Source organism: Microbulbifer sp., from assembly GCF_036563125.1.
Classification (GTDB): Bacteria; Pseudomonadota; Gammaproteobacteria; order Pseudomonadales; family Cellvibrionaceae; genus Microbulbifer.
Genome location: NZ_DATCMV010000056.1, coordinates 24,877 through 50,259, shown reverse-complemented (window position 1 = coordinate 50,259; position 25,383 = coordinate 24,877). Strand labels below are relative to the sequence as shown.

At 61.2% G+C, this 25,383-nt stretch carries 21 protein-coding genes and 1 riboswitch; of the genes, 14 read left to right on the top strand and 7 right to left on the bottom strand.

Translation table 11 applies throughout. From position 1 onward, the window contains the following. Window positions 1-4: 4 nt before the first annotated feature. A complete protein-coding gene (locus VIL80_RS04330) occupies window positions 5-2,137 on the bottom strand; it encodes a TonB-dependent receptor (protein ID WP_332034922.1) in 2,133 nt (710 codons plus the stop codon). Window positions 2,138-2,204: 67 nt separating this feature from the next. Further along, a riboswitch (TPP riboswitch) is annotated at window positions 2,205-2,321 on the bottom strand. A 162-nt stretch (window positions 2,322-2,483) separates the two neighbouring features. Between VIL80_RS04330 and VIL80_RS04325 the strand changes: the two genes are divergently transcribed. The 4 genes from VIL80_RS04325 (at window position 2,484) to VIL80_RS04310 (ending at window position 5,880) form a co-directional block, all read left to right on the top strand. Next, window positions 2,484-3,122: an RpiB/LacA/LacB family sugar-phosphate isomerase gene (locus tag VIL80_RS04325; RefSeq protein ID WP_332034921.1), complete on the top strand. Its 639-nt coding sequence runs from the start codon at window positions 2,484-2,486 to the stop codon at window positions 3,120-3,122. A gap of 172 nt (window positions 3,123-3,294) precedes the next feature. Then, a complete protein-coding gene (locus VIL80_RS04320; RefSeq protein WP_332034920.1) occupies window positions 3,295-4,302 on the top strand; it encodes an LLM class flavin-dependent oxidoreductase in 1,008 nt (335 codons plus the stop codon). Further along, the gene (locus VIL80_RS04315; RefSeq protein WP_332034919.1) at window positions 4,299-4,826 is read left to right on the top strand and encodes a GNAT family N-acetyltransferase; all 528 of its coding nucleotides are present in this window, start codon (window positions 4,299-4,301) and stop codon (window positions 4,824-4,826) included. The genes VIL80_RS04320 and VIL80_RS04315 overlap by 4 nt, the downstream gene beginning before the upstream one ends. A gap of 76 nt (window positions 4,827-4,902) precedes the next feature. Next, the gene (locus tag VIL80_RS04310) at window positions 4,903-5,880 is read left to right on the top strand and encodes a hypothetical protein (protein ID WP_332034918.1); all 978 of its coding nucleotides are present in this window, start codon (window positions 4,903-4,905) and stop codon (window positions 5,878-5,880) included. A gap of 19 nt (window positions 5,881-5,899) precedes the next feature. Here VIL80_RS04310 and VIL80_RS04305 read toward each other — a convergent pair whose 3' ends face one another. Continuing rightward, window positions 5,900-6,898: a 2-hydroxyacid dehydrogenase gene (locus VIL80_RS04305; protein WP_332034917.1), complete on the bottom strand. Its 999-nt coding sequence runs from the start codon at window positions 6,896-6,898 to the stop codon at window positions 5,900-5,902. A gap of 26 nt (window positions 6,899-6,924) precedes the next feature. Beyond that, the gene (locus VIL80_RS04300; protein WP_332034916.1) at window positions 6,925-7,935 is read right to left on the bottom strand and encodes a hypothetical protein; all 1,011 of its coding nucleotides are present in this window, start codon (window positions 7,933-7,935) and stop codon (window positions 6,925-6,927) included. 79 nt (window positions 7,936-8,014) lie between these two features. On the opposite strand from VIL80_RS04300, the gene VIL80_RS04295 reads away from it, so the two are divergent. The 5 genes from VIL80_RS04295 (at window position 8,015) to VIL80_RS04275 (ending at window position 13,638) form a co-directional block, all read left to right on the top strand. Further along, window positions 8,015-8,671: a phosphoribosyltransferase gene (locus VIL80_RS04295; protein ID WP_332034915.1), complete on the top strand. Its 657-nt coding sequence runs from the start codon at window positions 8,015-8,017 to the stop codon at window positions 8,669-8,671. A 13-nt stretch (window positions 8,672-8,684) separates the two neighbouring features. Further along, a complete protein-coding gene (locus tag VIL80_RS04290; RefSeq protein WP_332034914.1) occupies window positions 8,685-9,347 on the top strand; it encodes a dienelactone hydrolase family protein in 663 nt (220 codons plus the stop codon). 3 nt (window positions 9,348-9,350) lie between these two features. After that, window positions 9,351-10,316, top strand: coding sequence for a ribose-phosphate diphosphokinase (locus tag VIL80_RS04285; protein ID WP_332034913.1), 966 nt, complete (start codon window positions 9,351-9,353; stop codon window positions 10,314-10,316). Between the two features lies 1 nt (window position 10,317). Continuing rightward, window positions 10,318-12,132 carry an adenosylcobalamin-dependent ribonucleoside-diphosphate reductase gene (locus VIL80_RS04280; protein ID WP_332034912.1) on the top strand — a complete coding sequence of 605 codons (1,815 nt, stop codon included), beginning with the start codon at window positions 10,318-10,320 and terminating at the stop codon, window positions 12,130-12,132. Between the two features lie 117 nt (window positions 12,133-12,249). Next, a complete protein-coding gene (locus tag VIL80_RS04275) occupies window positions 12,250-13,638 on the top strand; it encodes a glutamine synthetase family protein (RefSeq protein ID WP_332034911.1) in 1,389 nt (462 codons plus the stop codon). A 73-nt stretch (window positions 13,639-13,711) separates the two neighbouring features. Here the strand turns inward: VIL80_RS04275 and VIL80_RS04270 are convergent, their stop codons facing one another. Next, on the bottom strand, window positions 13,712-15,787 hold the full coding sequence (locus VIL80_RS04270) for an acyltransferase family protein (protein ID WP_332034910.1): 2,076 nt from the start codon (window positions 15,785-15,787) through the stop codon (window positions 13,712-13,714). Window positions 15,788-15,978: 191 nt separating this feature from the next. Further along, on the bottom strand, window positions 15,979-17,247 hold the full coding sequence (locus tag VIL80_RS04265) for a 6-phosphofructokinase (protein WP_332034909.1): 1,269 nt from the start codon (window positions 17,245-17,247) through the stop codon (window positions 15,979-15,981). A gap of 362 nt (window positions 17,248-17,609) precedes the next feature. On the opposite strand from VIL80_RS04265, the gene mpl reads away from it, so the two are divergent. The 5 genes from mpl (at window position 17,610) to VIL80_RS04240 (ending at window position 23,484) form a co-directional block, all read left to right on the top strand. Next, window positions 17,610-19,004 carry a UDP-N-acetylmuramate:L-alanyl-gamma-D-glutamyl-meso-diaminopimelate ligase gene (gene mpl / locus VIL80_RS04260; RefSeq protein ID WP_332034908.1) on the top strand — a complete coding sequence of 465 codons (1,395 nt, stop codon included), beginning with the start codon at window positions 17,610-17,612 and terminating at the stop codon, window positions 19,002-19,004. A 34-nt stretch (window positions 19,005-19,038) separates the two neighbouring features. Continuing rightward, complete coding sequence (locus VIL80_RS04255; RefSeq protein WP_332034907.1) at window positions 19,039-19,659, top strand: flavin prenyltransferase UbiX; 621 nt, start codon at window positions 19,039-19,041, stop codon at window positions 19,657-19,659. An 11-nt stretch (window positions 19,660-19,670) separates the two neighbouring features. After that, window positions 19,671-19,943: an Rdx family protein gene (locus tag VIL80_RS04250; protein ID WP_332034906.1), complete on the top strand. Its 273-nt coding sequence runs from the start codon at window positions 19,671-19,673 to the stop codon at window positions 19,941-19,943. A 79-nt stretch (window positions 19,944-20,022) separates the two neighbouring features. Next, a complete protein-coding gene (locus VIL80_RS04245; protein WP_332034905.1) occupies window positions 20,023-22,677 on the top strand; it encodes an efflux RND transporter permease subunit in 2,655 nt (884 codons plus the stop codon). 159 nt (window positions 22,678-22,836) lie between these two features. Then, window positions 22,837-23,484: a lipase family alpha/beta hydrolase gene (locus VIL80_RS04240; protein WP_332034904.1), complete on the top strand. Its 648-nt coding sequence runs from the start codon at window positions 22,837-22,839 to the stop codon at window positions 23,482-23,484. Here the strand turns inward: VIL80_RS04240 and yjgA are convergent. Both yjgA and mgtE read right to left on the bottom strand, forming a co-directional pair. Then, complete coding sequence (gene yjgA, locus VIL80_RS04235; RefSeq protein WP_332034903.1) at window positions 23,451-23,972, bottom strand: ribosome biogenesis factor YjgA; 522 nt, start codon at window positions 23,970-23,972, stop codon at window positions 23,451-23,453. The two genes, VIL80_RS04240 and yjgA, sit on opposite strands and share 34 nt — an antisense overlap. A 36-nt stretch (window positions 23,973-24,008) precedes the next feature. After that, on the bottom strand, window positions 24,009-25,376 hold the full coding sequence (gene mgtE, locus VIL80_RS04230) for a magnesium transporter (RefSeq protein WP_332034902.1): 1,368 nt from the start codon (window positions 25,374-25,376) through the stop codon (window positions 24,009-24,011). Window positions 25,377-25,383 lie beyond the last annotated feature (7 nt).

The window sequence follows — 25,383 nt, the reverse complement described above, 5'->3', positions numbered from 1 at the left end:
CTGGTTAAAAGGTATAGCTGGCGGAGACACCGGCAATTCTAGGCTCGCCCAGCTGGTAGTAGGCCTCCGGCGCATAGCCATTGGCGGGATTGTTGCCGAACTGGTTGCTGAAGTAGAAACCGCGGGTGTAGACGACCTCGTTGGTCAGGTTTCTGCCCCACAGGGACACATCCCAGCTGTCGCCGCGGTAGGTCAGGCGCGCGTTGACCAGTTCGTACGCGGTGGACTTCTCGTCGTGACTGTTGGAGAAGTAAAAATCGTCTTTGCCTTCCAGCTCCAGCCGCGCCGACAGGTTCTGTGTCAGCGCGAACTCGGCGCCGGTGAAGAACTGGTAGTTGGGCGCGTGGGCCAGATCGCGGCCGTTTAGGCTGATGGGGGTGACCTCGCCGGTATAGTCGTCGCGCGCATCGACATGAGCGCTGCTGATGAAATCTTCAAACTCCGCATTCAGCCAGCCCGCGCTGGCGAACAGGCGCAGAGCGTCGCTGGCCTGGTAGTTCACTTCCGCTTCCACACCGGTGGTGCGGCCACCGGCGGCGTTGGTAAGGTAGTCGTCGAAGGAAAAATCTTCCGGATCGAAAATGGACTGCTTGGCCTGCACGTCGCTGCGGTCCTGGTAGAAGGCGGCAAGCTGCGCCTGCAGGCGGTTCTCGAGCCAGTCACCTTTTATCCCCAGCTCGTAGTTGAGCATGTGTTCGGTGTCGAACAGGAAGGTGTCGCTGCCGATGGCTGGGTTGCTGGCGGAGGCGGAAATGATGCGACCGTTCACGCCGCCGGCCTTGTAGCCGCGGGACAGGGTGCCGTACACCAGAGTGTTGTTGGCGGCGCTAAATTGCAGGGTGATATTGCCTCCCCACAGGTTTTCATCGGTGCTGTCGGCAACGGCGAGTGAGTCCTCGTAAACCGCACGGCGCTGTTCCAGGCGCAGGCCGGTGATCAGTTCCAGGCGATCGCTCAGGGCGGTGTTCAGCTGGCCGTAAATCGCGGCGTTGTCGGTGTCGAACTGGCTGGCGAAGCTCGCGTTGCGTACGAGTGCTTCTTCTTCGCTGCGCAGGTATACGCCGACGACCCAGCCGGTGCTGTCGCCAAACAGGCGGCTCGCTTCGGTGGAGATAGCCCGGATGTCCACACTCAGGTTGTCGCGGTCGCGCAGGTAGTTGTCGGTAGAGCTGTATTCCCAGGGGTGAAAGCCCACATAGGTCCAGTCCTCGTCGTAACCGTACTCGGTGTCGGAACTGGCGGCGCTCAGTACGGACTTGAGGGTGAACAGGTTGTTGCCGGTCCACAGGCCGCTTACCGCGCCCGCAAGTGTTTCCTGGCGGTCCCAGCCGGGCTGGTCGGACAGGGTGTTGCGGGAGTTATCCAGGGTGAAGGCGTCGTAGCCGTTATCCGCATCCAGATAAAACAGGGTGAAATCCAGCTGCAGGTCATCGTTTGCCTGATAGCGGAGTTTGCCGCGGGCCACGGTTTCGTCGAGGTTGTTGGTGTCGTCGCGGCCCAGGTAACGGTTGTGCACGTAGCCGTCGGACTGCTGGTTCTGCACCGCGAAACGGTATCCCAGCTGCTCCGACAGCGGGCCGCTAGTGACCGCCGACAGGGTGTGGGAGCCGTACTGGGCGGCCTCCGCAGAGACCCTGGCGAAGGTTTCGTTTGCCGGGGCGTTGCTGGTCATGCTGACCAGACCCGCCAGCGCATTGGCGCCGTACACCGTGCCCTGGGGGCCGCGCAGGATTTCCACCTGTTGCATATCCAGGGTGCTGGCGGCAAGACCGAGACCGGTGAAGTCGATACCGTCGACGATCAGGCCCACGGAGGGATTCACCGGATCGATAAACTGGCTGCGTTCGCCGATACCGCGGATCTGCACAAAACGGCCGCGGGAGGCGCCGCTGGCGAAGTTCACATTCGGCGCCAGGTTCAGCAGTTGTTCCAGATTGGTGGCGCCGCGGGCCTCGATGGCCGCGCTGTTCAGCACGCTCACGCTGGTGGGGGTGTCGAGCTGGGTGTGCTCGCGCAGCTGGCTGGTAACCGTCACTTCTTCCAGTGCGGCGGGTTCCGCCACAACGATGGAGGCGCCGGCACTGGCGATTAGGCCGATACAGCGGGCGAGGGTGTTTACTCTGGGGTGTGACTTCATGGCTCTCTCTCTTCATCCGATTGGAAAGAGACCCGGTGCGCGACGTGAAAAGGGGGGAGTGTGAGAACCCACACTGGGTACCTATTCCTACGCCGGTATTAACCGGATCAGGTTCAAGGGTTTGCCCGTCGGGATCACGCGGATCCAGCGGCATCTCAGGCGTTAGCCACCCCTTAGGTTTTGCGGGCGCGATACTAGCAGATCGTGGGCGGAGCGGGAAACGGCGGAGCGCCCGGTTTCTGCCTGACCACTTTAATTAATTGGCCAAACACCTATAATCGGCGGAACAATTTCTAACCACACCGAATATGCAGCCCTGAGTAGCGGGCCAGCGGGGGACCAATTCATGAAAATCGCACTGATGAACGAATTCAGCCAGGCATCCAAAAACGCCATCGTGCTGAAAGAACTGCAGGACGTGGCCGGCGCGCTGGGCCACACCGTTTACAACACCGGCATGAGCGATGACAACGATCACCGCCTCACCTACATCCACCTGGGTATCATGGGCAGCCTGTTATTGAACGCCAAGGCCGTGGACTTCGTGGTGAGCGGCTGTGGTACCGGCCAGGGTGCACTGATGTCCCTGAACGCCTACCCGGGCGTGGCCTGTGGCTACTGCATCGACCCGGCGGATGCCTACCTGTTCGCGCAGATCAACAACGGCAATGCGCTGTCGATTCCCTTCGCCAAGGGCTTCGGCTGGGGCGCGGAGCTGAATATCCGCTACATGTTCGAAAAAGCCTTTACCGGTGAGAAAGGCCAGGGTTACCCGGCTGAGCGTCGCGAGTCCCAGGTGGCGAATGCCGGTATCCTGAACCACATCAAGGAAGCCACTTCCAAGTCCTACCTGGACGGTCTCAAGGCCATCGACCCCGAGCTGGTGAAAACCGCAGTGGGCGGCGAGCGCTTCCAGGCCTGCTTCTTCGAAAACAGCCAGGACCAGGCGCTGACCGACTTCGTGCGCGCGGCACTGGATTCCTGAATCCTGCTGCGACTGCGCAGACCGCTCCGGGGCTCTCCCTGAGCGGTTCTCCCTTCCCCAGCTTTTTCCCGCCTTTTCCTTTTCCAACCCGTTCGCTTTAGGTAATCCACATCCCCTGCGCTAGGATTGGCGGGATTTTGACGTCCGAAATTTGTGTACCCAAGGAGTCACCGTGCGCGCATTTTCCCTGCTGGATCTCTCACTCATAACCGAAAGCGGCGATGCCCGTCAGGCGCTGATGGATTCGCTGGACCTGGCGCAGCATGCGGAGAATCTCGGTTACAAGCGTTTCTGGATGGCGGAACACCACAACATGACCGGCGTCGCCAGCGCTGCGACAGCGGTGGCCCTGGGGCATATCGCTGCCGGTACCCGCAAGATCCGCATCGCCGCCGGCGGCGTGATGCTGCCGAATCACGCGCCGCTGGTGGTGGCGGAACAGTTTGGCACCCTGGCCGCGCTGTACCCGGATCGCGTCGACCTGGGGCTCGGGCGCGCGCCGGGCACCGACGGCGCCACCATGACTGCGTTGCGCCGGGACCCGATGCACGCGGCGGATCACTTCGCCGAAGACGTGCAGGAGCTGCTGCATTATTTCGCCCCGGAAAAACCCGGACAGCGGGTGCGCGCGGTGCCTGGGGTGGGCTTGCAGGTGCCGGTGTGGCTGCTGGGTTCCAGCCTTTACTCGGCGCAGCTGGCGGCGGCGCTGGGTCTGCCATTTGCCTTTGCCTCGCATTTTGCGCCGGCGATGCTGGATCAGGCGCTGCACCTGTATCGCACCAAATTCCAGCCCTCCGAATACCTCGACGCGCCCTACGCCGCCGCGGCAATCAATGCCTTCGCCGCGGACACGGAGGCCGACGCGCGCAGGCTGATGACTTCCATCGAACAGCAGTTTGTGGCCCTGCGCCGCGGCACTCCCGGCCGCCTCAAGCCGCCGGTAGACGATCCCGCGACTATTGCCTCGCCGGTTGAACGCGCGCAGGTCGCGCAGGCGCTGGCGGAATCCGCGGTGGGTACCAAAGACCAGGTTGCCGAGTGGATCGACCGTTTTGTCGCGCGCACCCGGGTGGATGAGCTGATCGTGACCGGCCCCATTTACGATCACGCCGCGCGCCTTAAATCGTTCGAGATCGTGGCGGATGTTTTGAATGCGCGGGTAAACGGGACCCGGGGATGAGCGTAAAAACAGGGATGAGTGCAAAAAATGGCAACTTGCAAATACGCCCAGCGAGTACCGATGACTTTGCGGCGATCTGGCCAATTTTTCACGAGGTGGTGAGTGCCGGCGAGACCTATGCCTACGATCGCGCGACCGATCGCGAGCAGGCATTTCGCCTGTGGATGGAAACACCGCGCGAGACGTTCGTATGCGAAGCCGACGGTGAAATACTCGGTACCTATTACCTGAAAACCAACCAGGCGGGACCCGGTGCCCATGTGTGTAACTGCGGCTATATGGTGTCTTCTGCCGCCCGCGGTCGCGGTGTGGCGTCGGCCATGTGCGATCACTCGCAGCAGCGGGCGAAAGCACTTGGATACAAGGCCATGCAGTTCAACTTTGTGGCGTCATCCAATGAGGGTGCTGTGCGCCTGTGGCAAAAACTTGGATTTGATATTGTCGGGCGGCTACCGCGCGCGTTCGATCATCCCGCGCGCGGACTGGTGGATGCACTGGTGATGTACAAGTGGCTTGCCGATTAAAACAATAGCGATACCGGGAGTTTGTGTCGCACGGCTATTTTAAAAGCGCGAATTTCGTAAAAAGGGAGTTTTACGCATGATGGATTCTGTTGCCCCCGGCACCGTCAAATTGCTTTGCTGCGTTTGCGGTGAACCGGTTCCCGCACTGCAGCAGCGAGAGGCGGCAACGGCAGAGTTTCCGCTGTGCCGATCATTTGACTGTAACCGCTTTGTCCAGCAGAACCGCTCCCTGCCGGCCAACCTGTTTCGCGCGCAGCTGGAATTTTTGCGGACACAGTTTCGCGAACTAAAGAGCATACAGCAGGATCGCGAGCGAAGAATCAGTGCGCGGGTGGCGGAGGAGGAACGGCAAAACCAGCAGCTCCTGGATACTGTGCTGGAACAGAGGCCGGCGCTCGCCGAGGGTGATGTCCAGCTGATGGTCATTCCCGCCGGGCGCACGCACGTTGCGCCGGTACCCCCGCAGCGTATCGACAATTACCGCACCCACCTGCAGGAAATGCTGGCGGCAGCGGAAGAATGCATTTCGACGTCCGCTATTGCCGAAGATCGGAACCTCCTCTATGTGGAAGACTTCGAGCGGAATAGCGACCGTTTTCAGCGCACGCCCGAACTGCAGGCGGTGAGCAACCAGCTGTGCGCCATGTGTCGCGGTGCCTGCTGTTCATCCGGTGGGGATCACGCCTATCTGTCGCCACTGATTCTGCGCAGGATGCTGGACGCGAATCCGGAACTTGGCGGAGAGGATATCGTCGCCCGCTATCTGTCCTGTGTGGCGACGGAAGCCGTCGAGGGTTCCTGCATCAACCAGACCGCAAGCGGATGCAGCCTGCCGCGGGATATGCGCTCGGACACCTGTAACGCCTATTTCTGCGACCCCATTCTGAACTATCACCGCGACAGCGAAGAGGCGGGTGTGGTGCGCACCGTATTCGCTGTACAGCGAGAAAACACCTTTGCCGGCACCATCGATCCGGATACAGCGAACGACGTCCTCGCCACGGCACTGGTGACAGCAGACCGGCTGGAAAATCTGCCGGAAGAGATCGATTGAAATTCTATGTCGGTCTCTGTCAGCCCGGTGATGCCGCGATACGGGTGGTGAGCGGCTTGCCCTGCTCAAATTCGCTAAACGCCTGCAGTGCGGTCGTTGCGATATCCGAGAGTGCGTGATCGGTGAGAAACGCCATGTGCGAGGTAACGATCACATTCGGGAAAGTGAGCAGGCGGCAGAAGGTGTCGTCCTGCAGTACGTCGGTGGAGCGGTCGTTGTAGAACAGGTTGGCCTCGTCCTCGTATACATCGATGGCCGCCCCGCCGAGATGCCCGGATTTCAGCCCTTCGACCAGCGCGCGGGTATCGATCAGTCCACCGCGCCCGGTGTTGATGATCAGCGCCCCGGGCTTGAGTTGCGGCACCGTGGTCGCGTTGAGGATGTGATGGGTTTCCGGCGTCAGCGGCAGGTTGAGCACCAGGATATCGGCGTCGCGGGCAAGCTCGGAAATTGTGCAATGGGTGGCAAGGTTGTCGAGTTCCCGGTGTCGCTGCAGATCGTGGTAGAGGAGGCGGCAGCCGAAACCGCTCAGTGCTTTGATCACCAGGCCCCCGATCTGGCCGGCGCCGAGAATTCCCACGGTTTTGTCGGAAAGCTGTGTGCCGGTTAAGCCGTCAATACTGAAATTGAACTCGCGGCTGCGCAGGAAGGCGCGGTGAATTTTTCGCGTCAGGGACAGGATCAGCCCTACAGTAAATTCCGAAACCGAGTGGGGTGAGTAATGTGGTACCCGCGCCACCGGGATGCCGGCCTGAGCTGCTGCGGCGAGATCAATCTGGTTGTAGCCGATGGAACGGGTAACGATCACCTTGCAGCCACTGGCTTTAAGTGTGGCGATGGTGTCGCTGTCGACCTGGTCGTTCACGGTAACACAGACCCCGTCACTGCCTTTCCCGAAATGCGCGTTATCGGGATCCAGCCGGTCACTGCGATAGACGAGCTGATGCCGGTGGTCGAGATTGACCGCATCAAACGTCTGTTGCTCGCAACCCAGCGTGCTGAACAGGGTGATCTTCAACGCTCAAGCCTCCATTGTTTGCAGGTTTATCTTGCCGGCAGGCAGCGCGCCGCAGCAGCGAGATATATCCGGGTTTTGCGGCGCCACTTGTCCGGATTCGGCACCACCTCGTCCAGCAAGTGTGCCGCCGCCAGCTGCGCACGCAGAAAGGCGCGGTAACACTGGTAGAACCGCACCAGTGCCGGATCCGGCGCGCCATCTTCAGAGTAACTACCCACAATCGATGCGCACAGGTCAGGACGCCCGAGCAACTCGCATTCGAGTGCCAGGTAGCAGAGCTCATCCAGCGGATCCACGCAGCGCAGGTCGCGGTTGAACTCCAGGCAGTCAATGATCTGTGGCGGCTCGGTAAGAAAGCAGTGCTCCGGGCGCAGGTCGCCGTGCCCTTCAACGATATGCCCGTTCTCGGCGCGCCCGCCGACCAGTGCGCAGTGGGAATGGGTGAAAGCGACCAGCCTGGCGGCGAGCCCGTCGATCTCCGCGCCATCCAGCGCCAGTGCCGGAGTGCGCAGCCCCGAACGTACCGTTTCGATACGCTGCCGCAAGCGCGTCAGGTACTGGGCGGCGCTCAGTGGCAGCGGCGCCGCCAATCGATAGAAATCCTGCAAGCGCTGCAACAGTGGTGCCAGTGACTGCGCGCTGGCGCGATCTATTTGTTGCGACAGGCAGTCGTCTTCCCGCAGGCGTCGCATTTTCACCAGCCACTCCACCGGTGTGCCGGACTGGCCCAGTGAGAGGGAGCCTGCAGCCGTCAGCCGCAATGGCACCACGTCCAGGTAAACCCCGTCCGTAAGCCGCCGGTTCAGGCGCAATTCCTCGCTGCAGACCCCATAGCGCTTATCCAGGCTGCTGAAATCCAGGTAGTTGAAGCGCACCGGCTTTTTCATCTTGTAGACGAGGTTGTCGGTCAGAAACAGCCGTGCCATATGGGTTTCCATCAGGCACACGGACGCCGTCCCCTCCGGGTAGCTACCCGGAGCGAGCAGGAAACGGGTCTTCTCCTCCAGGCTGGGAAGTTCGCTGTCGGCTGTGCGCATGGTTTGAATCGGCAATTCGGTCCTGTTTGCTAGTCTAGTTGTATTACTCCTTCGCCAATTTCTACCGGGCAGGATTGTTATGGAGCCGTTTGAAAACCGCGTTGCGGCGGGGCGTCAGCTGGCTGAGCTGCTCAGCGACTACCGCGACCGCGACGATGTCATCGTGCTGGCGCTGCCCAGGGGAGGGGTTCCGGTAGCGCTCGAGGTGGCGCGCCGGCTGCACGCACCGCTGGACTTGATGCTGGTGCGGAAACTGGGGGTGCCCGGTCATGAAGAGCTGGCGATGGGGGCGATTGCCAGCGGCGCGCGGGTGCTGAACGAGGACGTCATCCTCAATTGTGGCATCAGCGAGTATGACCTGGAGCGGGAGACCCGCGCCGAGGAGGCGGAGCTGGAGCGCCGCGCCCGGCGCTACCGCGGTGACCGGCCCTGGCCGCAACTGGAGAATCGCTGTGTCATTCTGGTGGACGATGGCATCGCCACCGGCGCCACCATGGCAGTGGCCGCGCGCGCGGTGCGGGAGCAGCGCCCGTCGGAGCTGGTAATCGCGGTTCCGGTGGCACCGCCCGCAACCATCGAGCGCTTCGCACCGCTGGCGGATCGCTTTGTCTGCCCGCTCAAGCCAATGTCGTTCTGGGCCATCGGCGCCTGGTACCGGGACTTCACCCAGCTGAGCGACGAGCAGGTCATCGCGATGATGCGGGAAGCCGACGACCTGCGGGGTGAGCAGCCATGAGTGGAGGACAGCCATGAGCGGTACTGTCATTCGCCGCGAGGTGCAGATCGATACCGGCGCCGGGCCGCTGGAGGGCTTTCTGGCGCTGCCGGCGGGCGGCCAGTCGCTGGTGCTGTTCGCCCACGGCAGTGGCAGCAGCCGCTTCAGTCCGCGCAACACCATGGTTGCAGGGGCGCTCAACGCGGCCGGTATAGGCACACTACTATTTGACCTGCTCACTGCAGACGAGCACCGCATCGACGAGTTCACCCGGGAATATCGCTTCGATATCGACCTGCTGGCCCAGCGTTTGGTCGATGCGCTCGACTGGGTCAAGGCGCAGCCGGATACCCAGAGCCTGCACCTGGGGCTGTTTGGTTCCAGCACCGGTGCCGCCGCGGCACTGATGGCGGCGGCGGAGCGGCCAGAGTACGTTGATGCGGTGGTGTCGCGGGGCGGGCGCCCGGACCTGGCGGGCGACGCACTGCCGCTGGTGGCGGCGGCCACGCTGATGATCGTGGGTGGCGAGGATCACCAGGTGATCGAACTCAACCGCGCGGCTGCGGCGAATATGCGCTGTGATCCCGAACTGCAAATCGTACCCGGCGCCACCCACCTGTTCGAGGAGCCCGGCACCCTGGAATCGGTGGTTGCCCTCGCCATCGACTGGTTTCAGCAAACTCTGCGGGATGACTGACCCATGCGCCCGTTGAAACTGTTTAGCCTGGATACCGGTGCCGATTTCGCATTGCGTGTTGCCACTGCCCTCGGCTTGCCGCTGGCGGCGCACGAGGAGCGGGATTTTGTCGACGGCGAGCACAAGCTGCGTCCGCTGGACGACGTGGAGGGGGCCGATGTCTACCTGGTGCAGTCGCTGTTCACCGAGCCCGCCAGTAGCGTGGATGACAAGCTGGTGCGGCTGCTGTTTTTCGTCGGTGCACTAAAGGACGCCGGCGCCGCCCGCGTCACCGCGGTGATTCCCTACCTGTGTTACGCGCGCAAGGACCGCCGCACCAAGCTGCACGACCCGCTTTCGAGTCGCTACCTGGCATCCCTGTTCGAGTCGCTGGGTACCGACTGTGTGGTGACCCTGGATGTGCACAACCTGGCCGCGTTTGAGAACGCCTTTCGCATCCGCACCCTGCACCTGCCTGCGCAACCGCTGTTTGTGGATTTTATTGCCGAGCGACTGCAGGGGGATGGCAATCCGCTGGTGGTGGCATCGCCGGATGTGGGCGGTGTCAAGCGCGCTGAGGCCTTGCGCCAGGCGCTCGGCGAGCGCCTTGGTTGTGTTGTGGGGCGGGCGTTTGTCGAGAAATACCGCAGCGCTGGCGAACTGTCCGGTGGCGTACTGGTGGGTGAAGTGGCTGGTGCCAGCGTGGTGATTGTGGACGACCTGATTGCCGGTGGCGGCACCATAACGCGGGCTACGGAAGCGGTGCAGCGAGGCGGCGCCGCGCGGATATTCGCACTGGCAAGCCACGGGCAGTTCTGCGGCAATGCCCTGGCCGATCTGGCGCAACTACCGCTGGAGGCACTGGCGGTCACCAATTCGCTGCCGCAACCCGCAGGGGCGCAGCTGCAGGTGGTGGACTGCGCACCACTGCTGGCGGAGGCGATCCACCGGCTGCACAGCGGCGGTCCGGCCACACAGCTGAGCGTGTGACGTGGAATACTTTGACGCCGAAATTTCCCGCTTTATCTGGGATACCAAATATCGCTATCGCAATGGCGATCAGGTCTGCGATTCCACCCTGGAAGATAGCTGGCGGCGGGTGGCGCGGGCACTGACGAAAGTCGACCGCCAGCGCGGGCACTGGGCGTTGCGCTTTTTCCGTAACCTGGAGGATTTCCGCTTTTTACCCGGCGGGCGCATTCTCGCTGGCGCCGGTACCGAGCATCGCGTAACCCTGTTCAACTGTTTTGTGATGGGCACCATCGAGGACTCCATGGAGGCGATCTTCGAGCGCCTCAAGGAATCGGCGCTGACCATGCAACAGGGCGGTGGTATCGGCTGCGATTTTTCCACCCTGCGCCCCGCCGGCAGCCGCGCGCATCACACCGGTACTATCGCTTCCGGCCCGGTTTCCTTCATGCGCATCTGGGACGCCACCTGCGCGACACTCCTTTCTACCGGCAGCCGTCGCGGTGCAATGATGGCCACCCTGCGCTGCGACCACCCGGATATCGAACGTTTTGTGGAAGCCAAGCGCGATCCGCGCGAGTTGCGTCACTTCAACCTGTCGGTGCTGGTCAGCGATGAATTCATGGCGGCGGTGGATGACGACCGCGATTGGGCGCTGGTGTTTCCCGAGCAGATGCTGGAGGGAGAGGGGCACGAGCAGCTATTGCGTGTGTGGAGCGGCGGGGCAAAGCCTTTACCGTGCCGGGTAGTAAAGCGTATCCGCGCGCGCGATCTGTGGCAGAAAATCATGCGCGCCACTTACGATTGCGCAGAACCCGGTGTGCTGTTTATCGACCGTATCAACAGCCGGAACAATCTCCATTATCGCGAGCAGATCAGCGCGACCAACCCCTGCGGTGAAATTCCACTGCCGCCCTACGGCGCCTGTAATCTGGGCTCGGTCAACCTGATGCGTTTTGTACAGGCTCCGTTTACCGCACGTGCAGATCTCGACTGGTTCGGCATTGATGAGTGCGCGGCAGTGGGGGTGCGGATGCTGGACAATGTCATCGACCTGTCACATTACCCGTTGCCATCGCAAAAAAAACAGGCTCACGGCAGTCGCCGTATCGGTATCGGCATCACCGGGTTGGCGGATGCGCTAATTGCCCTGGGGCTGCACTACGACAGCGATGCGGCGCGTGCTCTAGCCGCACGGGTGATGGAAACCGTGCGCGACAGCGCCTGGCGCGCATCGATTGCACTGGCGGTGGAAAAGGGGCCATTTCCATTTTTTGAACGCGACAAGTATCTCTCCGGTACCGATGCGCGTGCGCTGCCGGAAAAACTGCGCAAGGGTGTTGCCGACAAGGGCCTTCGCAACAGCCACCTGATCGCCATTGCGCCCACCGGCACCATCAGCCTGCTGGCGAACGGGGTTTCCAGTGGTATCGAACCGGTATTTGATTTCCATCACCGGCGCCGGGTTCTCACCGGGCAGGGTGCTTATCGCGAGTTCGATATCGATGACCCGGTGTGGAAACTCTGGTGCGAACGCGGCGGCGACCCCGATCGCTTACCGGAGGAATTCGTATCCGCGCGCCAGCTTTCGCCACTGGCCCACCTGCGCATGCAGGCGGCGCTGCAACCCTATGTGGACAACGCTATTTCCAAAACCGTGAATGTACCGGTGGATTACCCGTTCGCGGAGTTTGAATCCCTCTACCGCCAAGCCTTCGCTCTCGGACTCAAGGGCTGTACGACTTTTCGTCCCAACCCGGTTACCGAGTCGATTCTCAGCAGTGCCGACGAACCGCCGGCAAGCCACTGTTGCGATATCGAGCGGGAAGGCGAGTAGAAATGAGGTAAATGGAGACCTTGTGAAATAACAACACCGGATTGTTTGGTGGGCTGGCAGCGGGCAGGGTGATTTCCGTTACAATGCGGGATCAATCACCCATATCGCGGAGTCTCCATGAGTCAGTCCTGCAATCATTCCTGGTTTGACGAGCTGCCGGCCGCCTTTCACGCCTACCTGAACGGCCGTCGTCTGGACGAAGTGGAATGTATTGTTCCCGACCTGAACGGCATGTCCCGCGGCAAGGCCATGCCGCTCAGCAAGTTTTCCCCGGATAGCCCGGTGTTCCTGCCGATCTCCATTTTTTACCAGACCATTACCGGTCAGGACGTGGAAATGGATATCGAAAACCAGTGGGCCGAGAGTGACATGGCGCTGGTGCCGGATATGTCCACGGCGATGGCCGTGCCCTGGGCGAAGCAGCCGGCACTGCAGATCATTCACGACCTGCAGGATCTCAACGGCAATCCCATTGCCTGTGCGCCGCGCAATGTGCTGAAGCGTGTGGTCGCCATGTACGCGGAAAAAGGCTGGCAGCCGATTGTGGCACCGGAGCTGGAGTTCTACCTGACCAAGCCAAATATCGACCCCAACGAGCCGATCGAACCGCCGGTGGGACGCAGTGGCCGCTCCGGTACTTCGCTGCAGTCCTACTCGATGACCGCCATCGACGAATACGGCCCGGTGATTGATACCATTTACGAGTACGCGGAATCTGCGGGTCTGCACATCGACTCGGTGATCCAGGAAGACGGCGCCGGGCAGGTGGAATTCAACCTGACCCACGGCGATCCGCTGTGGCTCGCGGACCAGGTGTTTTATTTCAAACGCATCATCAAAGAGGCGGCGCTCAAGAACAACATGTTCGCCACCTTCATGGCAAAACCGATGCGCGACCAGCCCGGCAGCGCCATGCATGTGCACCAGAGTGTGGTGGATATGCAAACCGGCAAAAATATTTTTTCCGATGACGACGGCAATGCCACCGATCTGTTCCGCTACTTTATCGGCGGTACCCAAAAACATTTGCGCGAAGTGATGCCGTTCATCGCGCCGAATGTGAATTCCTACCGGCGTTTCGAATCCGAGGCGAATTCCAGTGCGCCGACCAATACCGGTTGGGGTTACGACAACCGTGCTACCGGTCTGCGGGTACCCAATTCCGGCGCTCAGGACCGCCGCTTGGAAAACCGTGTGATCGGTGTGGATGCCAACCCGTACCTGGCGATTGCCGCGAGCCTGATCTGTGGATATCTCGGTATGGTGAATCGCATCGAGCCGGATGCACCGGCGGAATCGGAACTGGACGAAGAACAGGAAGCGCTTTCATACATTCCCCTCACCTTCGATGAGGCCCTGCGTATTTTTGACGATGCGGAGGAGATTCATCAGGCGCTGGGGGAGGGCTTCTGCCAGCTTTATGCGGCGGTGAAAAGCGAAGAGATGCGGCTGTTCCACCGCGAGATCTCACCTTGGGAGCGCCAGCATCTGTTGCTGAACGTATAGAATTTACCGAAGCCCCAAATCCCCCCGTGTTTCTCGCACGGGGGGAAGGTTGAATGTTTGCGGTTGAATGGTTTCAGCCCCGCGGGACTGCTGCGGCAGACGCGGTTGCCGGAATGGAAGCTGGGCGGTTGGGCAGCTCCTTGATCGCTGGCACCACTGTGACCAGATCGGGCAGGTACCGCCTAGCGGCAAACGCCGTCAAATGGTCGTCGTCGCGGTACAGCAGTTTGTTGTCCAGAACGATACGGCAATTTTCATCGCACATCAGTGTACGCGGGTTGACCGTGTAGGCGCCGTGGCGCTCGGCCACCAAATCGATGATGGCATCCGCATGCCGCTGACGTGCATCCACCAGACGGGTTGTCGGCCCTCCGCTAAAGTGCTTACCGGTGAATGCCGCATTTGCCAGCGTGTCTGGGACGGAGTGACCGATTTCCGCCACGCCTTTGATCAGTATCACTTGGCGCCCTGTCGCGCGAATGGCGGCAACGGTTTGGTCGAGCCGGTGAGCCACAAGGGCGGCCCGGTCCGTTTCGGTTGCATCGGTGGCCCATTCCGGTGTCGGGCCGATGGCCGTATCTGTCGTTTCCAGTTGCATTTCTTCACCGCCCTCAGGGCGACTTCCCTCAACTGCCATGGCCCAACGCGCCGCCAGTACCACAACCGGCAGGTCTTGGCGCTGGTGCAAATACTTCAGCACCTTGTCGTTGAACTGGTCGCACCGGTGCGACTCCGACTTGTCCGGTCGGCGCAGCCCGATGAGTGGCGGGCACCCGGACTTCAGTGCCGCCGCGCCCGAGTAGCCTTTTAGATCGAGCAGATGGTCAACGCCCGGCAACCAGGCTGCAGCGTGCGAGTCGCCCCACAACAGGAGGCCCGCTTGCTGCGGAACCGTCGCAGAGACGGTGCCGATGGCGCACAGCTCTGCCTCCGGTTTTTTCCCCATGCACTGCTCCTGGCGCTCCAGGTCGCTGAATGCCTGCTGATACATGGCAAGTTGTGGCTTGGGTAAGCGGTTGGGAAATCCGTCCTGCGCCTTGATGGCGATACCGGTGCCGAGGAGCAAAATAGCGCAGGATACCGACAGGCGTACCAGCAGTGGCCGCGACACCGGTGCCAACCGGCCACCGCGAAAGGGCTGCTCGATAAATCGCCAGCTGGCCCACGCCAGCACTATCGACAGGGACACAGCAAACAGCGCATAGGTGGTTGAAAGCTGGCTGCTGCCCTCTAGCAGTCGCAGGGTAACCAGGATGGGCCAATGCCACAGGTAGAGGGAGTAAGAAATCAGTCCTACTCCCACCAGCATGGGGTTGCCGAGGAGGCCGGAAACCCTGTTTAGCGGTGTTGCCCCCGCCCAGATCAGGGCAACCGCGCCAAGCACGGGCAGCAGTGCCGCTATGCCGGGAAATGGCGTGTGTGGTCCAAACAGGAATACGCTGGCGATAATCATCAGGATGCCGGTCAGGGCGATGAGTTCGGCCGCCAGGCGCCTCCGTATACTGGGCAGAAGTCCCATGGCGAGCAGGGCGCCGGCACCCAGCTCCCACACCCTTGCGGGTGTCAGAAAGTAGGCCGCTGTCGGTGAATTCCGGGTTTGCCAGACAGAGAAGACCAATGACAGCACTGCCATAAGCGCGACCGCGGTCACCATACGCGCTCGGGGGCCGCGGGCCAGAACGCTCAGCAATAGGGGGAAGCCCAGATAAAACTGCTCTTCTACGGAGAGGGACCAGGTGTGCAGAAGCGGCTCCCATTCCGCATCTGTGCCGAAGTAATCCTCGGTACTGCGTGTAAACCACACATTGGAGAGAAACAAAATGGCTGCGATCAGAGAGCGGCCCAAGTCTCCAAATGCATCTGGGGGCATCAGCAACCAGCCCACGATGATACAGGCCAGCATCATGGCGAACAGGGCGGGCAGAATCCTGCGCGCACGGCGCTCGTAGAACCGCCCCACGGAAAAGTCACCTGCCGCGAGTTCCCGCAACAAAATACCGGTTATGAGAAAGCCGGAAATAACGAAAAAGACATCAACACCGATAAAGCCGCCGGAAAATCCAGGGATTCCCGCATGCCCAAGCACTACCGGCAGTACGGCCAGCGCGCGTAGACCGTCGATGTCGCGACGGTAACTTTCTGTTCGCATATAACCCCTGCAGCTCTATTCCCAAATAAGGGGAAATCAGGATGCCTCCGGAGACTCCGGTTACTCGCGCCAGGAAGCGCGAACATGACCTTGCGGGAGATGCAAATGACGGTGCCAGGCCGCGTAGCGGTCGGGAGAGGAAGGCAGTTACGCCCCGGGATGTATAGATCCCGGGGCGGACACTACGGTGTTTACACCGTGAACGATTGTTTCAATTTTTTTTCCACCAGCACTTTCTTCAGCCGTGCGTACTGCGGGATCCCGTTTTTGTAGGGCGGGTAGTCTTCGCCCAGGATCAGTGGCTCGAGATAGGCACGACCGGCCGGGCTGATACCGAAACCGTCTTCGGAAATATATTCCTCGGGCATGAATTTCTCGACGTTGGCCACTTCTGACAGCGGTGCCTCGCCGATGCTCCAGCTGTAGTCTGCAGTGCAGGTGCCGTTGCGCTCGATGGTGGGCATGATCGCATTCTTGCCGGAAACCGCGGCTTCCACCGCGGCCTTGCCCACGGCGTAGGCCTGCTCCACGTCGGTGGCGGAGGCGATGTGGCGGGCGGCGCGCTGCAGGTAGTCGGCCAGCGCCCAGTGGTACTTGAGACCCAGCTCGTCCTTGACCATCTTGGCCAGGGTCGGGGCAACCCCGCCCAGCTGCTTGTGGCCGAAGGCGTCGACACTGCCGGCGTCGGCGAGGAAGGTGCCATCTTCGTACTGTGCGCCTTCGGAGGCGACGATCACGCAGTAGCCTTTTTCATCGACGGTCTGCTGTACCTTGGCGAGGAACTTGTCTTTGTCGAAGGCCACTTCCGGCAGCAGGATGATGTGTGGCGCATCGCCTTCCTGCTCCTGGGCCAGGGCGCCGGCGGCGGCAATCCAGCCCGCGTGGCGGCCCATCACTTCGAGGATGAACACCTTGGTGGAGGTGGCGCACATGGAGGCCACGTCCAGTGCCGCTTCCTTGGTGGAGACCGCGACATACTTGGCCACGGAGCCGAAGCCCGGGCAGTTGTCGGTAAACGGCAGGTCGTTATCCACGGTCTTGGGAATGTGGATGGCCTGGATGGGGTAACCCATCTTTTCCGACAGCTGGGAGATCTTGAGGCAGGTGTCTGCAGAGTCACCACCGCCGTTATAGAAGAAGTAGCCGATGTCGTGGGCCTTGAACACTTCGATCAGGCGCTCGTATTCGGCGCGGTTCTGCTCGAGGCTTTTCAGTTTGTAGCGGCAGGAACCAAACGCACCGGAGGGGGTGTAGCGCAGCGCGGCAATAGTGTCGTCGCTCTCCTGGCTCACGTCGATCAGCTCCTCTCTGAGGGCGCCGACAATGCCATTAAGGCCGGCATAGATTTTGCCGATCTTGTCACCGTGTTGGCGGGCGGTCTCGATGACCCCGCAGGCGGAGGCGTTGATGACGGCGGTTACTCCGCCGGATTGCGCGTAAAAGGCATTCTTCTTCGACATGACTATCCTATGGCTGCAGTTTCTCGTCTTAAGGTCACGCGCTGGTGCGTGCGATAGGCGGGCGGCTTCTGGCGGCAGCCTCGCGCGGCGCGAAGTCTAATGTATTCATATGGCAATTGCATGGAATTGAGGAACTTCGACACTTACTGCCGCAAAGTGCCGTGATAAGCTAGCGCGGCGTCGATTTTCACCATGCTGCCGGCAGTTCCTGCCACTGCCAAAAACGTAAGCAAAAAGCGCGCCGGGGCGCAGGTTGTGCCGGAAAAATCTGGAGCGAGTGGGAATGATTGCGTGAATAGGCAGTCTCACCAGACGCCCCTTTCAACATTGAATTGGCATCGATTTAGAGTGAACAAACTGGCATGCATATTCATATTCTAGGCATCTGTGGCACTTTTATGGGCAGCCTGGCCCAACTCGCTGTGGCCGAGGGCCACAAGGTCACCGGCTCCGATGCCAACGTCTACCCGCCCATGAGCACCCAGCTGGAGCGCGCCGGTATCGTCCTGACCGAGGGCTATGATCCCGCGCAGCTGGAACCGGCGCCGGATCTGGTAATCATCGGCAATGCCTTGTCGCGGGGAAATCCCGCGGTAGAAGCGGTACTGGAGAGAGGCCTGCCCTATACCTCTGGCGCCCAGTGGCTGTGCGATCACTTCCTCGGCGGGCGCTGGGTACTGGCGGTGTCCGGAACCCACGGCAAGACCACCACCGCGAGCATGCTGGCCTGGGTACTGGACTACGCGGGTATGGACCCCGGCTTCCTGATTGGCGGCGTACCCCGCAATTTTGATGTGTCTGCGCGCCTCGGTGGCACGCCGTTCTTCGTGGTGGAGGCGGATGAATACGATACCGCCTTTTTTGACAAGCGCTCAAAATTTGTCCACTATCGCCCGCGCACGCTGATTATCAACAACCTGGAGTTCGACCACGCGGACATCTTCGATGACCTGGCGGCGATCCAGAAGCAGTTCCACCACCTGGTGCGCACCGTGCCTGCCGGTGGCCTGGTAGTAGCGGCACAGGAGGATGCGGTTACCCAGGTACTGGACAAGGGCTGCTGGAGTCAGGTGCAGCGTTTTGATATCGAGCACGGCGACGGAGTGCGCCAAGGGGACTGGTGCGCGGTGAATATCGCCGCCGATGGCAGCCGTTTCGATGTGCTGCTGGAGGGGAAACCGGTGGCCACGGTGCAGTGGCAGCAGACCGGCCTGCACAGTGTCAAAAATGGCCTTGCGGTGATGGCGGCCGCGCGCCACGTGGGTGTGGAGCCCGCCACAGTGGCGGAAGCCTTTGCCACGTTTGAGGGGGTCAAGCGCCGGATGGAGTGCCTGGGCGATATCCAGGGCATCCGCATCTATGACGACTTCGCCCACCACCCCACGGCCATCGAGACCACGCTAAATGGATTGCGTGCCAAGGTGGGGACGGATCGGGTCATTGCGCTGATTGAACCCCGTTCCAACACCATGCGCATGGGGCACCACCGCGAGCAGCTGGCGCGGGCCTGTGCCGGGGCGGACCTAGTGCTGTGGTATCAGCCGGAGGGGATGAATTGGTCCCTGGATGAGGTGGTTCACCATTCCACTGTGCCGGCGAAGGTTCTCCACAGCATTGACGCTGCGGTAGAATCGGTTCTTGAACTATCCGGCCCCGGCAGTCACGTTATCGTGATGAGCAACGGCGGTTTCGGCGGTGTACACCAGCGGCTGCTCAGTGCTCTCGAGCACAAGTACGCGCCGCAGAAAAAACAGTAGATAGCCCCGCTGTTGGGGCGCAACGGATACCCCATTGGCCGAACCGACTTTCCCCAAAACCGTCACCCTTGCCATCACCGGCGCATCCGGCGCCCAGTACGCGTTGCGGTTGCTGCAGTGCCTGCTGGCGGCGCGGGTGCGCGTGTGGCTGTTGCTGTCCGACGCCGCGCGCATCGTGATCAATACGGAAACCGAGGTGGCGCTGCCGGAAGCGGAGGACAGGACCGAGTCTTTCCTGCGTGAGCTATACGGCGCGCAAGAAGGACAGTTGACCCTGTTCGGCAAGCGCGACTGGTTCTCGCCGGTGGCATCCGGTACTGGCGCTTCCAGCAGCCTGGTGATCTGCCCTGCGAGCGGCGGCACCCTGTCGGCGATTGCCTGCGGTGCCTCCAACAACCTGATCGAGCGGGCAGCGGATGTTGCCCTGAAAGAACGCCGCAAACTGATACTGGTGCCCCGCGAGGCGCCGTATTCGGAAATCCACCTGGAAAACATGCTCAAGCTCACCCGTATGGGCGCGGTGATCCTGCCGGCGAGCCCCGGGTTCTACCAGAAGCCACAGTCGGTGGAAGACTTGGTGGACTTTGTGGTGGCCCGGATCCTGAGCCAGCTGGATATCGAACAGACTTTGTTGCCCCCCTGGGGGCAGGGCTGAGATTCGGATTTATGCAAAACACGGTCACCATTCACTACTGCGTGCAGTGCAACTGGATGCTGCGCGCCACCTGGATGGCGCAGGAGTTGCTGTATACCTTCGCGGATGACCTGGAGCAGGTGGCGCTTAAGCCCGGCAGTGGCGGCGTATTCGAGATTTGCGTTGGCGACCAGGTAATCTGGGAGCGCAAACGCGACGGCGGCTTTCCCGGGCCGAAAGAACTGAAACAGAAAGTGCGGGACGTACTTTTCCCTGAACGCGATCTCGGTCACGTCGACAAGTGATCGCGGGTTTCACGCAATATTCCGCACCCCAGGTCCCGGCCTCGGGTGCACCTTTTGTATTAGAAAAAGCGAACTGATTATGCTGTTGGGCTTGAAGACCTGGTACGAAAAACTGGTTCTCGGAAATCCGAAAACCGTGCTGGCGCTGGTGGCACTGCTGACCATCGCCGCCGCCGCGGGCCTGCCGCGATTCAAACTGGATGCCTCCGCGGACTCCCTGACCCTGGAAGCCGATGATTCGCTGGATTTCTTCCGCGAGATTTCCGAGCGCTACAACTCCGGCGATTTCCTGGTGGTCACCTACCGCTATAAAAACGGCGACCTGTTCAGCGATGAATCCCTGGCCACCATGCGCCGTCTGCAGGACGAGCTGGCGATGGTGGACGGTGTTTCCGGCGTGCAGTCGGTGCTGAATGTACCGCTGCTGTACAGCCCGAAACAGTCCATCAGCGAAGTGGCCGATGGCATTCGCACCCTGTCTTCTCCCGGTGTGGAAAAGGACCTGGTGCGCCGCGAATTTCTCGAAAGCCCGATCTACAAAGACCTGATCCTGAGCCCGGATGGCGAGACCACCGCGATGATGCTCAATCTCGAGCTGGATAAGGAAGGGTTGGATCTGGTGCGCGAGCGCGACGCCCTGCGCCGCCTGCGCAACAGCGAGGGCCTCGACGCGGCGCAGACCCAGCGTCTGGAAGCCGTCACTGCTGAATACCTGCAACACCGCACCGCCGAGGAAACCAAGGCGCGTGAGCGCGTGAAAGAAGTGCGGGAAATCCTCGCGCATTACGACGGCAACGCCGAGCTGTTCCTCGGCGGCCTCACCATGATCACCTCGGACATGATCGCGTATATCCAGAGTGACCTGGCGGTGTTCGGCGCGGGCATTCTGGCATTTATCGTCGTGACTCTGTTGCTGATCTTCCGCCAGCCCCGCTGGGTGCTGCTGCCACTTGTCACCTGTGTCACTACCGCGGTGATGATGCTCGGGCTGCTGTCCTGGCTCGACTGGCGCATGACGGTGATCTCCGCCAACTTCGTGGCGCTGCTGTTGATCATCACCCTCGCCATCACCATTCACCTGGCGGTGCGCTACCGGGAATATTTTGCCGAACACCCCGAGTGGGATCGCTTCCAGCTCGCCTCGGCCACCGTGGCTTTCATGGCCAAACCCTGCCTGTACACCGGGCTCACCACCATGGTGGCTTTCATCTCCCTGGTGGTCAGTGGCATCCGCCCGGTGATCGACTTTGGCTGGATGATGACCATCGGCGTGACCCTCGCGCTGGTACTGTCTTTCCTGATCCTGCCCGCCAGCCTGATGCTGCTGAAAAAGCGCGACGGCGGCCTGGGTGTAGACAACTCCCACGCGTTTACCCAGGTGTTTTCGCGTTTTACCGAAAACCACAAGGGCATTGTACTGGGTGTCGCCGTGTTAGCCGCGGTGATCAGCGTGGTGGGCATCACCCGCCTGAAAGTGGAAAACCGCTTTATCGATTACTTCGACGATTCCACCGAAATCCATCAGGGCATGTTGGTCATCGACCAACGCCTGGGCGGCACCATCAGTCTCGATGTGGTGCTGAACAAGCCCCAGCAGGCGGCGCCGGAATTTGAAGGCGATGACGATCCCTTTGGCGCCGATTTCGGTGCTGACGAGGGTATGGATGCGTCCGCTGAAGACTATGCGGAAGCAGAAGGTGGCGATGAGATGGCCGCTGGTGAAGACTTCGCCGAGGAAGATCCGTTTGCCGCCGACGACCCTTTTGCTGCCGGTGCCTCCGCCAGCGAAGCCCCGGAAGCCTACTGGTTTACCGTGGCCGGCCTGAACCAGATTGAGAAGTTTCACGATTTCCTCGAGGCCCAGCCGGAAATCGGCAAGGTGCAGTCCCTCGCCACCCTGTACAAGGTGGCCAAGGACCTGAACGACGGTGGCCTCAACGACTTTGAGCTGGCGGTAGCTCGCCAGAGCCTGCCGGAGGAAATCAATCAGGTGCTGGTGCATCCCTACTGGTCACCGCAAGACCAGCAGGCGCGCATCACCATGCGGGTGATGGAGACCGACCCCAACCTGCGTCGCGAAGAGCTGATCCAGCGTATTTACAACTTTGCGGAAAATGAGCTGGGCATGGCGCCGGAGAATGTGCGCCAGACCGGTATGCTGGTGTTGTACAACAATATGCTGCAGAGCCTGTTCAAGTCGCAGATCCTGACCCTGGGGGCGGTGTTTGTGGGGATCCTGCTGATGTTCCTGGTACTGTTCCGCTCCTTGTGGCTGTCGATCATCGCGCTGATCCCGAACATGCTGGCGGCCTGTGTGGTGCTGGGTGGTATGGGACTGGCGAACGTGCCGCTGGATATGATGACCATCACCATTGCGGCGATTACCGTGGGTATTGGTGTGGACCACGCGATCCACTACCTGTATCGCTTCCGCGAGGAATTTGCGAAGGATGGCGATTACGTGGCGACCATGCACCGCAGCCACGCAACCATCGGCCGCGCCATGTTCTACACCGCGATCACCATCATCGCCGGCTTCTCGATCCTGGCGCTGTCCAAGTTTGTGCCGTCGATCTATTTCGGCCTGCTGACCGCGCTCGCCATGTCTGCGGCGCTGCTGGGCTCTCTGACCCTGTTGCCGCTGCTGCTGGTGCTGATCAAGCCGCTGCCGAAGCCTGTGGAGAAAACCCGGGTGGAAAAGCTCGTACCGGAAGTCGAGGCCTGCACTAGCTGATAGCGCCGCTCGCGCAATATGGAGCCAGGTTGTAGGACCTGGATTTTCGGGCCCGCGGATTGAATCCCCGGGCCCGATTTGTTTTCTGCCCACCGCGGTTACTTTCTACTCTTAGGGAGTAGCGGAAAGTTAACTGCCCGATGTGCGGATGATGCGGATATGCCAAAAGGCCGGGTTGCCATACTGATTCCCGGGATTTTCGACCGGGGCAAGTCGATGCTCAGAATGCAGAGAGCCCTGGTGCATGCGGGGTTCACTGCACACACCATCAAGCTGAGGGCCAATAGCGGTTGGTACGGGATGGAGCCGATGGCCCTGCAGCTGCAGGAACTGGTGGACGAGGTTACCCGCGAGGGCGAGACCTGTGCGCTGGTGGGGTTCAGCATGGGTGGGATTGTGGCGCGATACTATTTGCAGCGACTTGGAGGCGCGGCAAATGTGCACAAGTTTATTGCCCTCTCCAGCCCGCATTTCGGCAGTATGTGGGCGCATCTGCTGCCCTATAAAGGCGGGCGGCAGCTGCGTATCGGCAGTGAATTTCTGGACAATCTGAACCGGGACGCGGCCATGCTGGAAGACGCCGCGCCGGTTTCCATCTGGACGCCCTACGACGCCACTATCCTGCCGCAATCCAGTTCGCGACTGCCCGTGGGCAGGGGCTATCAGGTGCCGGTTAGCCTGCACCGCTGGGTGCCCCAGAACCCGGCGGTGATCGATATCGTGGTGGCAGAGCTGGCGGAGGTGTTTGAGAGCGAAGGGGCCAATACCGGCAGTCAGCCTTCCTGCACGAAAAAGTCCCGCAGATAGCGAAACAGTTTGCGCTGGTTGGTCGGTGGCTTGTTGTTGGCCTTTTCCTTGCCGGCCTCGCGCAGCAGGTTGCGCAACTGCTGGTGGTCTGCGCTTGGGTGCTCGTTGAAAAACGTACTCAGGGCGTCATTGCCCTGTTCCAGCAAGCGATCCCGCCAGTCTTCCGCCAAACGGTCGAAGCGCAGGCGCTGCAGATCCCGCTCCTTGTGGCTGTTCAGTACCGCCTCGATCGCTTCCACATCCGCATCGCGCATCAGTTTGCCGATGAATTGCATCTGGCGGCGCTTGGCCTCGCGGGACTTGATGCGGTGGAAGGTGGCGATGGCTTCCTCGAGCTCCGGGTCCATCGGCACTTCGGCCAGCTTGGACGCGGTAAGCTCCGTCAGTTGCTTGCCGAGATCCTGCAACTGCTGCATTTCATTTTTCAGTTGCGTCTTGCTCTTGGGCTGATCGCCATCAAAATCTTCGAAATCGTCGGATTTGTGCATGTAATGTCTCTGAAATGGATGATTTGCCGAGTGCGATCAGGCGAAATACCAGGTCGCAAGGCCGAGAAAGGACATAAAACCCACCACGTCGGTTACCGTGGTCAGGGCGACACCGCCCGCCAGGGCCGGGTCTATACGTATGGCCCGCAGGGCTACCGGCAGAATGGTGCCCGCAAGGGCGGCGGTAACCAGGTTGATGGCCATGGCGGCAATGATAATCAGCGCAATGCGGTGATCCCCAAACCACAGGGCGGCGATGCCCCCCATGACCGCGGACCACAGAATACCGTTTAAAGCGCCGGAGGCGAGTTCGCGCGACAGCAGCCAGCGCAGGTTGCTGCGCCCGATCTGCCCCAGTGCCATACCGCGGATCACCACCGTCAGTGTCTGGCTGCCGGCCACACCGCCCATACTGGCGACGATCGGCATCAGCACCGCCAGCGCCACCACCTTGTCGATCGTGCCCTGGAACAGGTTGATGACCCAGGAGGCCAGCAGTGCGGTGAGCAGGTTTATCCCGAGCCACACGGCGCGCCGCGGTGCGGTGCGCTTGATCGGCGCGAAGGTGTCTTCCTCCTCGTCGAGGCCGGCGAGGCTCATCAGCGAATGGTCCGCATCCTCGCGGATCACGTCCACCACATCGTCGATGGTAATGCGCCCCAGTAGCCGGTTGTTCGCATCCACCACCGGCGCGGTAATCCAGTCGTACTTGGCGAATAGTTGCGCCACCTGATGGTCCGGCATATCCGCGGGGATCGGTTCCACGTCGGTACTCATAATCTCGCGCACGGTGACCGATGGGTCCGAGGTGAGCAGGCGGGTCAGGGGCAGCAGGCCAATAAACTTGTCCTGGCGGCTGACCACAAACAGGTTGTCGGTGGATTTTGGCAGCGTTTCGTGGCGGCGCAGATAGCGCAGCACCACATCCAGGGTCAGGTGAGGGCGCACGGAGACAATGTCCGTGTCCATCAGGCCACCGGCGGTTTCCTCGTCGTAGGCGAGCACACTCTCCACCCGCTGGCGATCGCTCTCGCTCATCGCCGAGAGCACTTCCGCCATCAAGCGGTCGGGCAGTTGCTGGAGTATGTCGGCGACGTCGTCCGCGTTTAGCCCCTCCATGATGGCCACCATTTCTTCGGTGTCCATGGTGGAGAGGATCTGGGCTTTTACATCGTCGGCCAGCTCCTGCAGTACTTCGCCCTCGACCTCGCGGTCGAGCAATTTCCACAGTACCTGGCGGATACGCGGCGGCGAGCTTTCCAGCAGCTGGGCAATACTCTGGGGGGAGAGGGACTGCAGCATTCGCTGCACTTCGCGCCCGGTGCCGCTATCCAACGCGGCATACAACTCACCGAGCTGGCTCTGGGCGCGGAAGTTGATGTCGGCGGAGACGGGATGGGCCACAGGGATA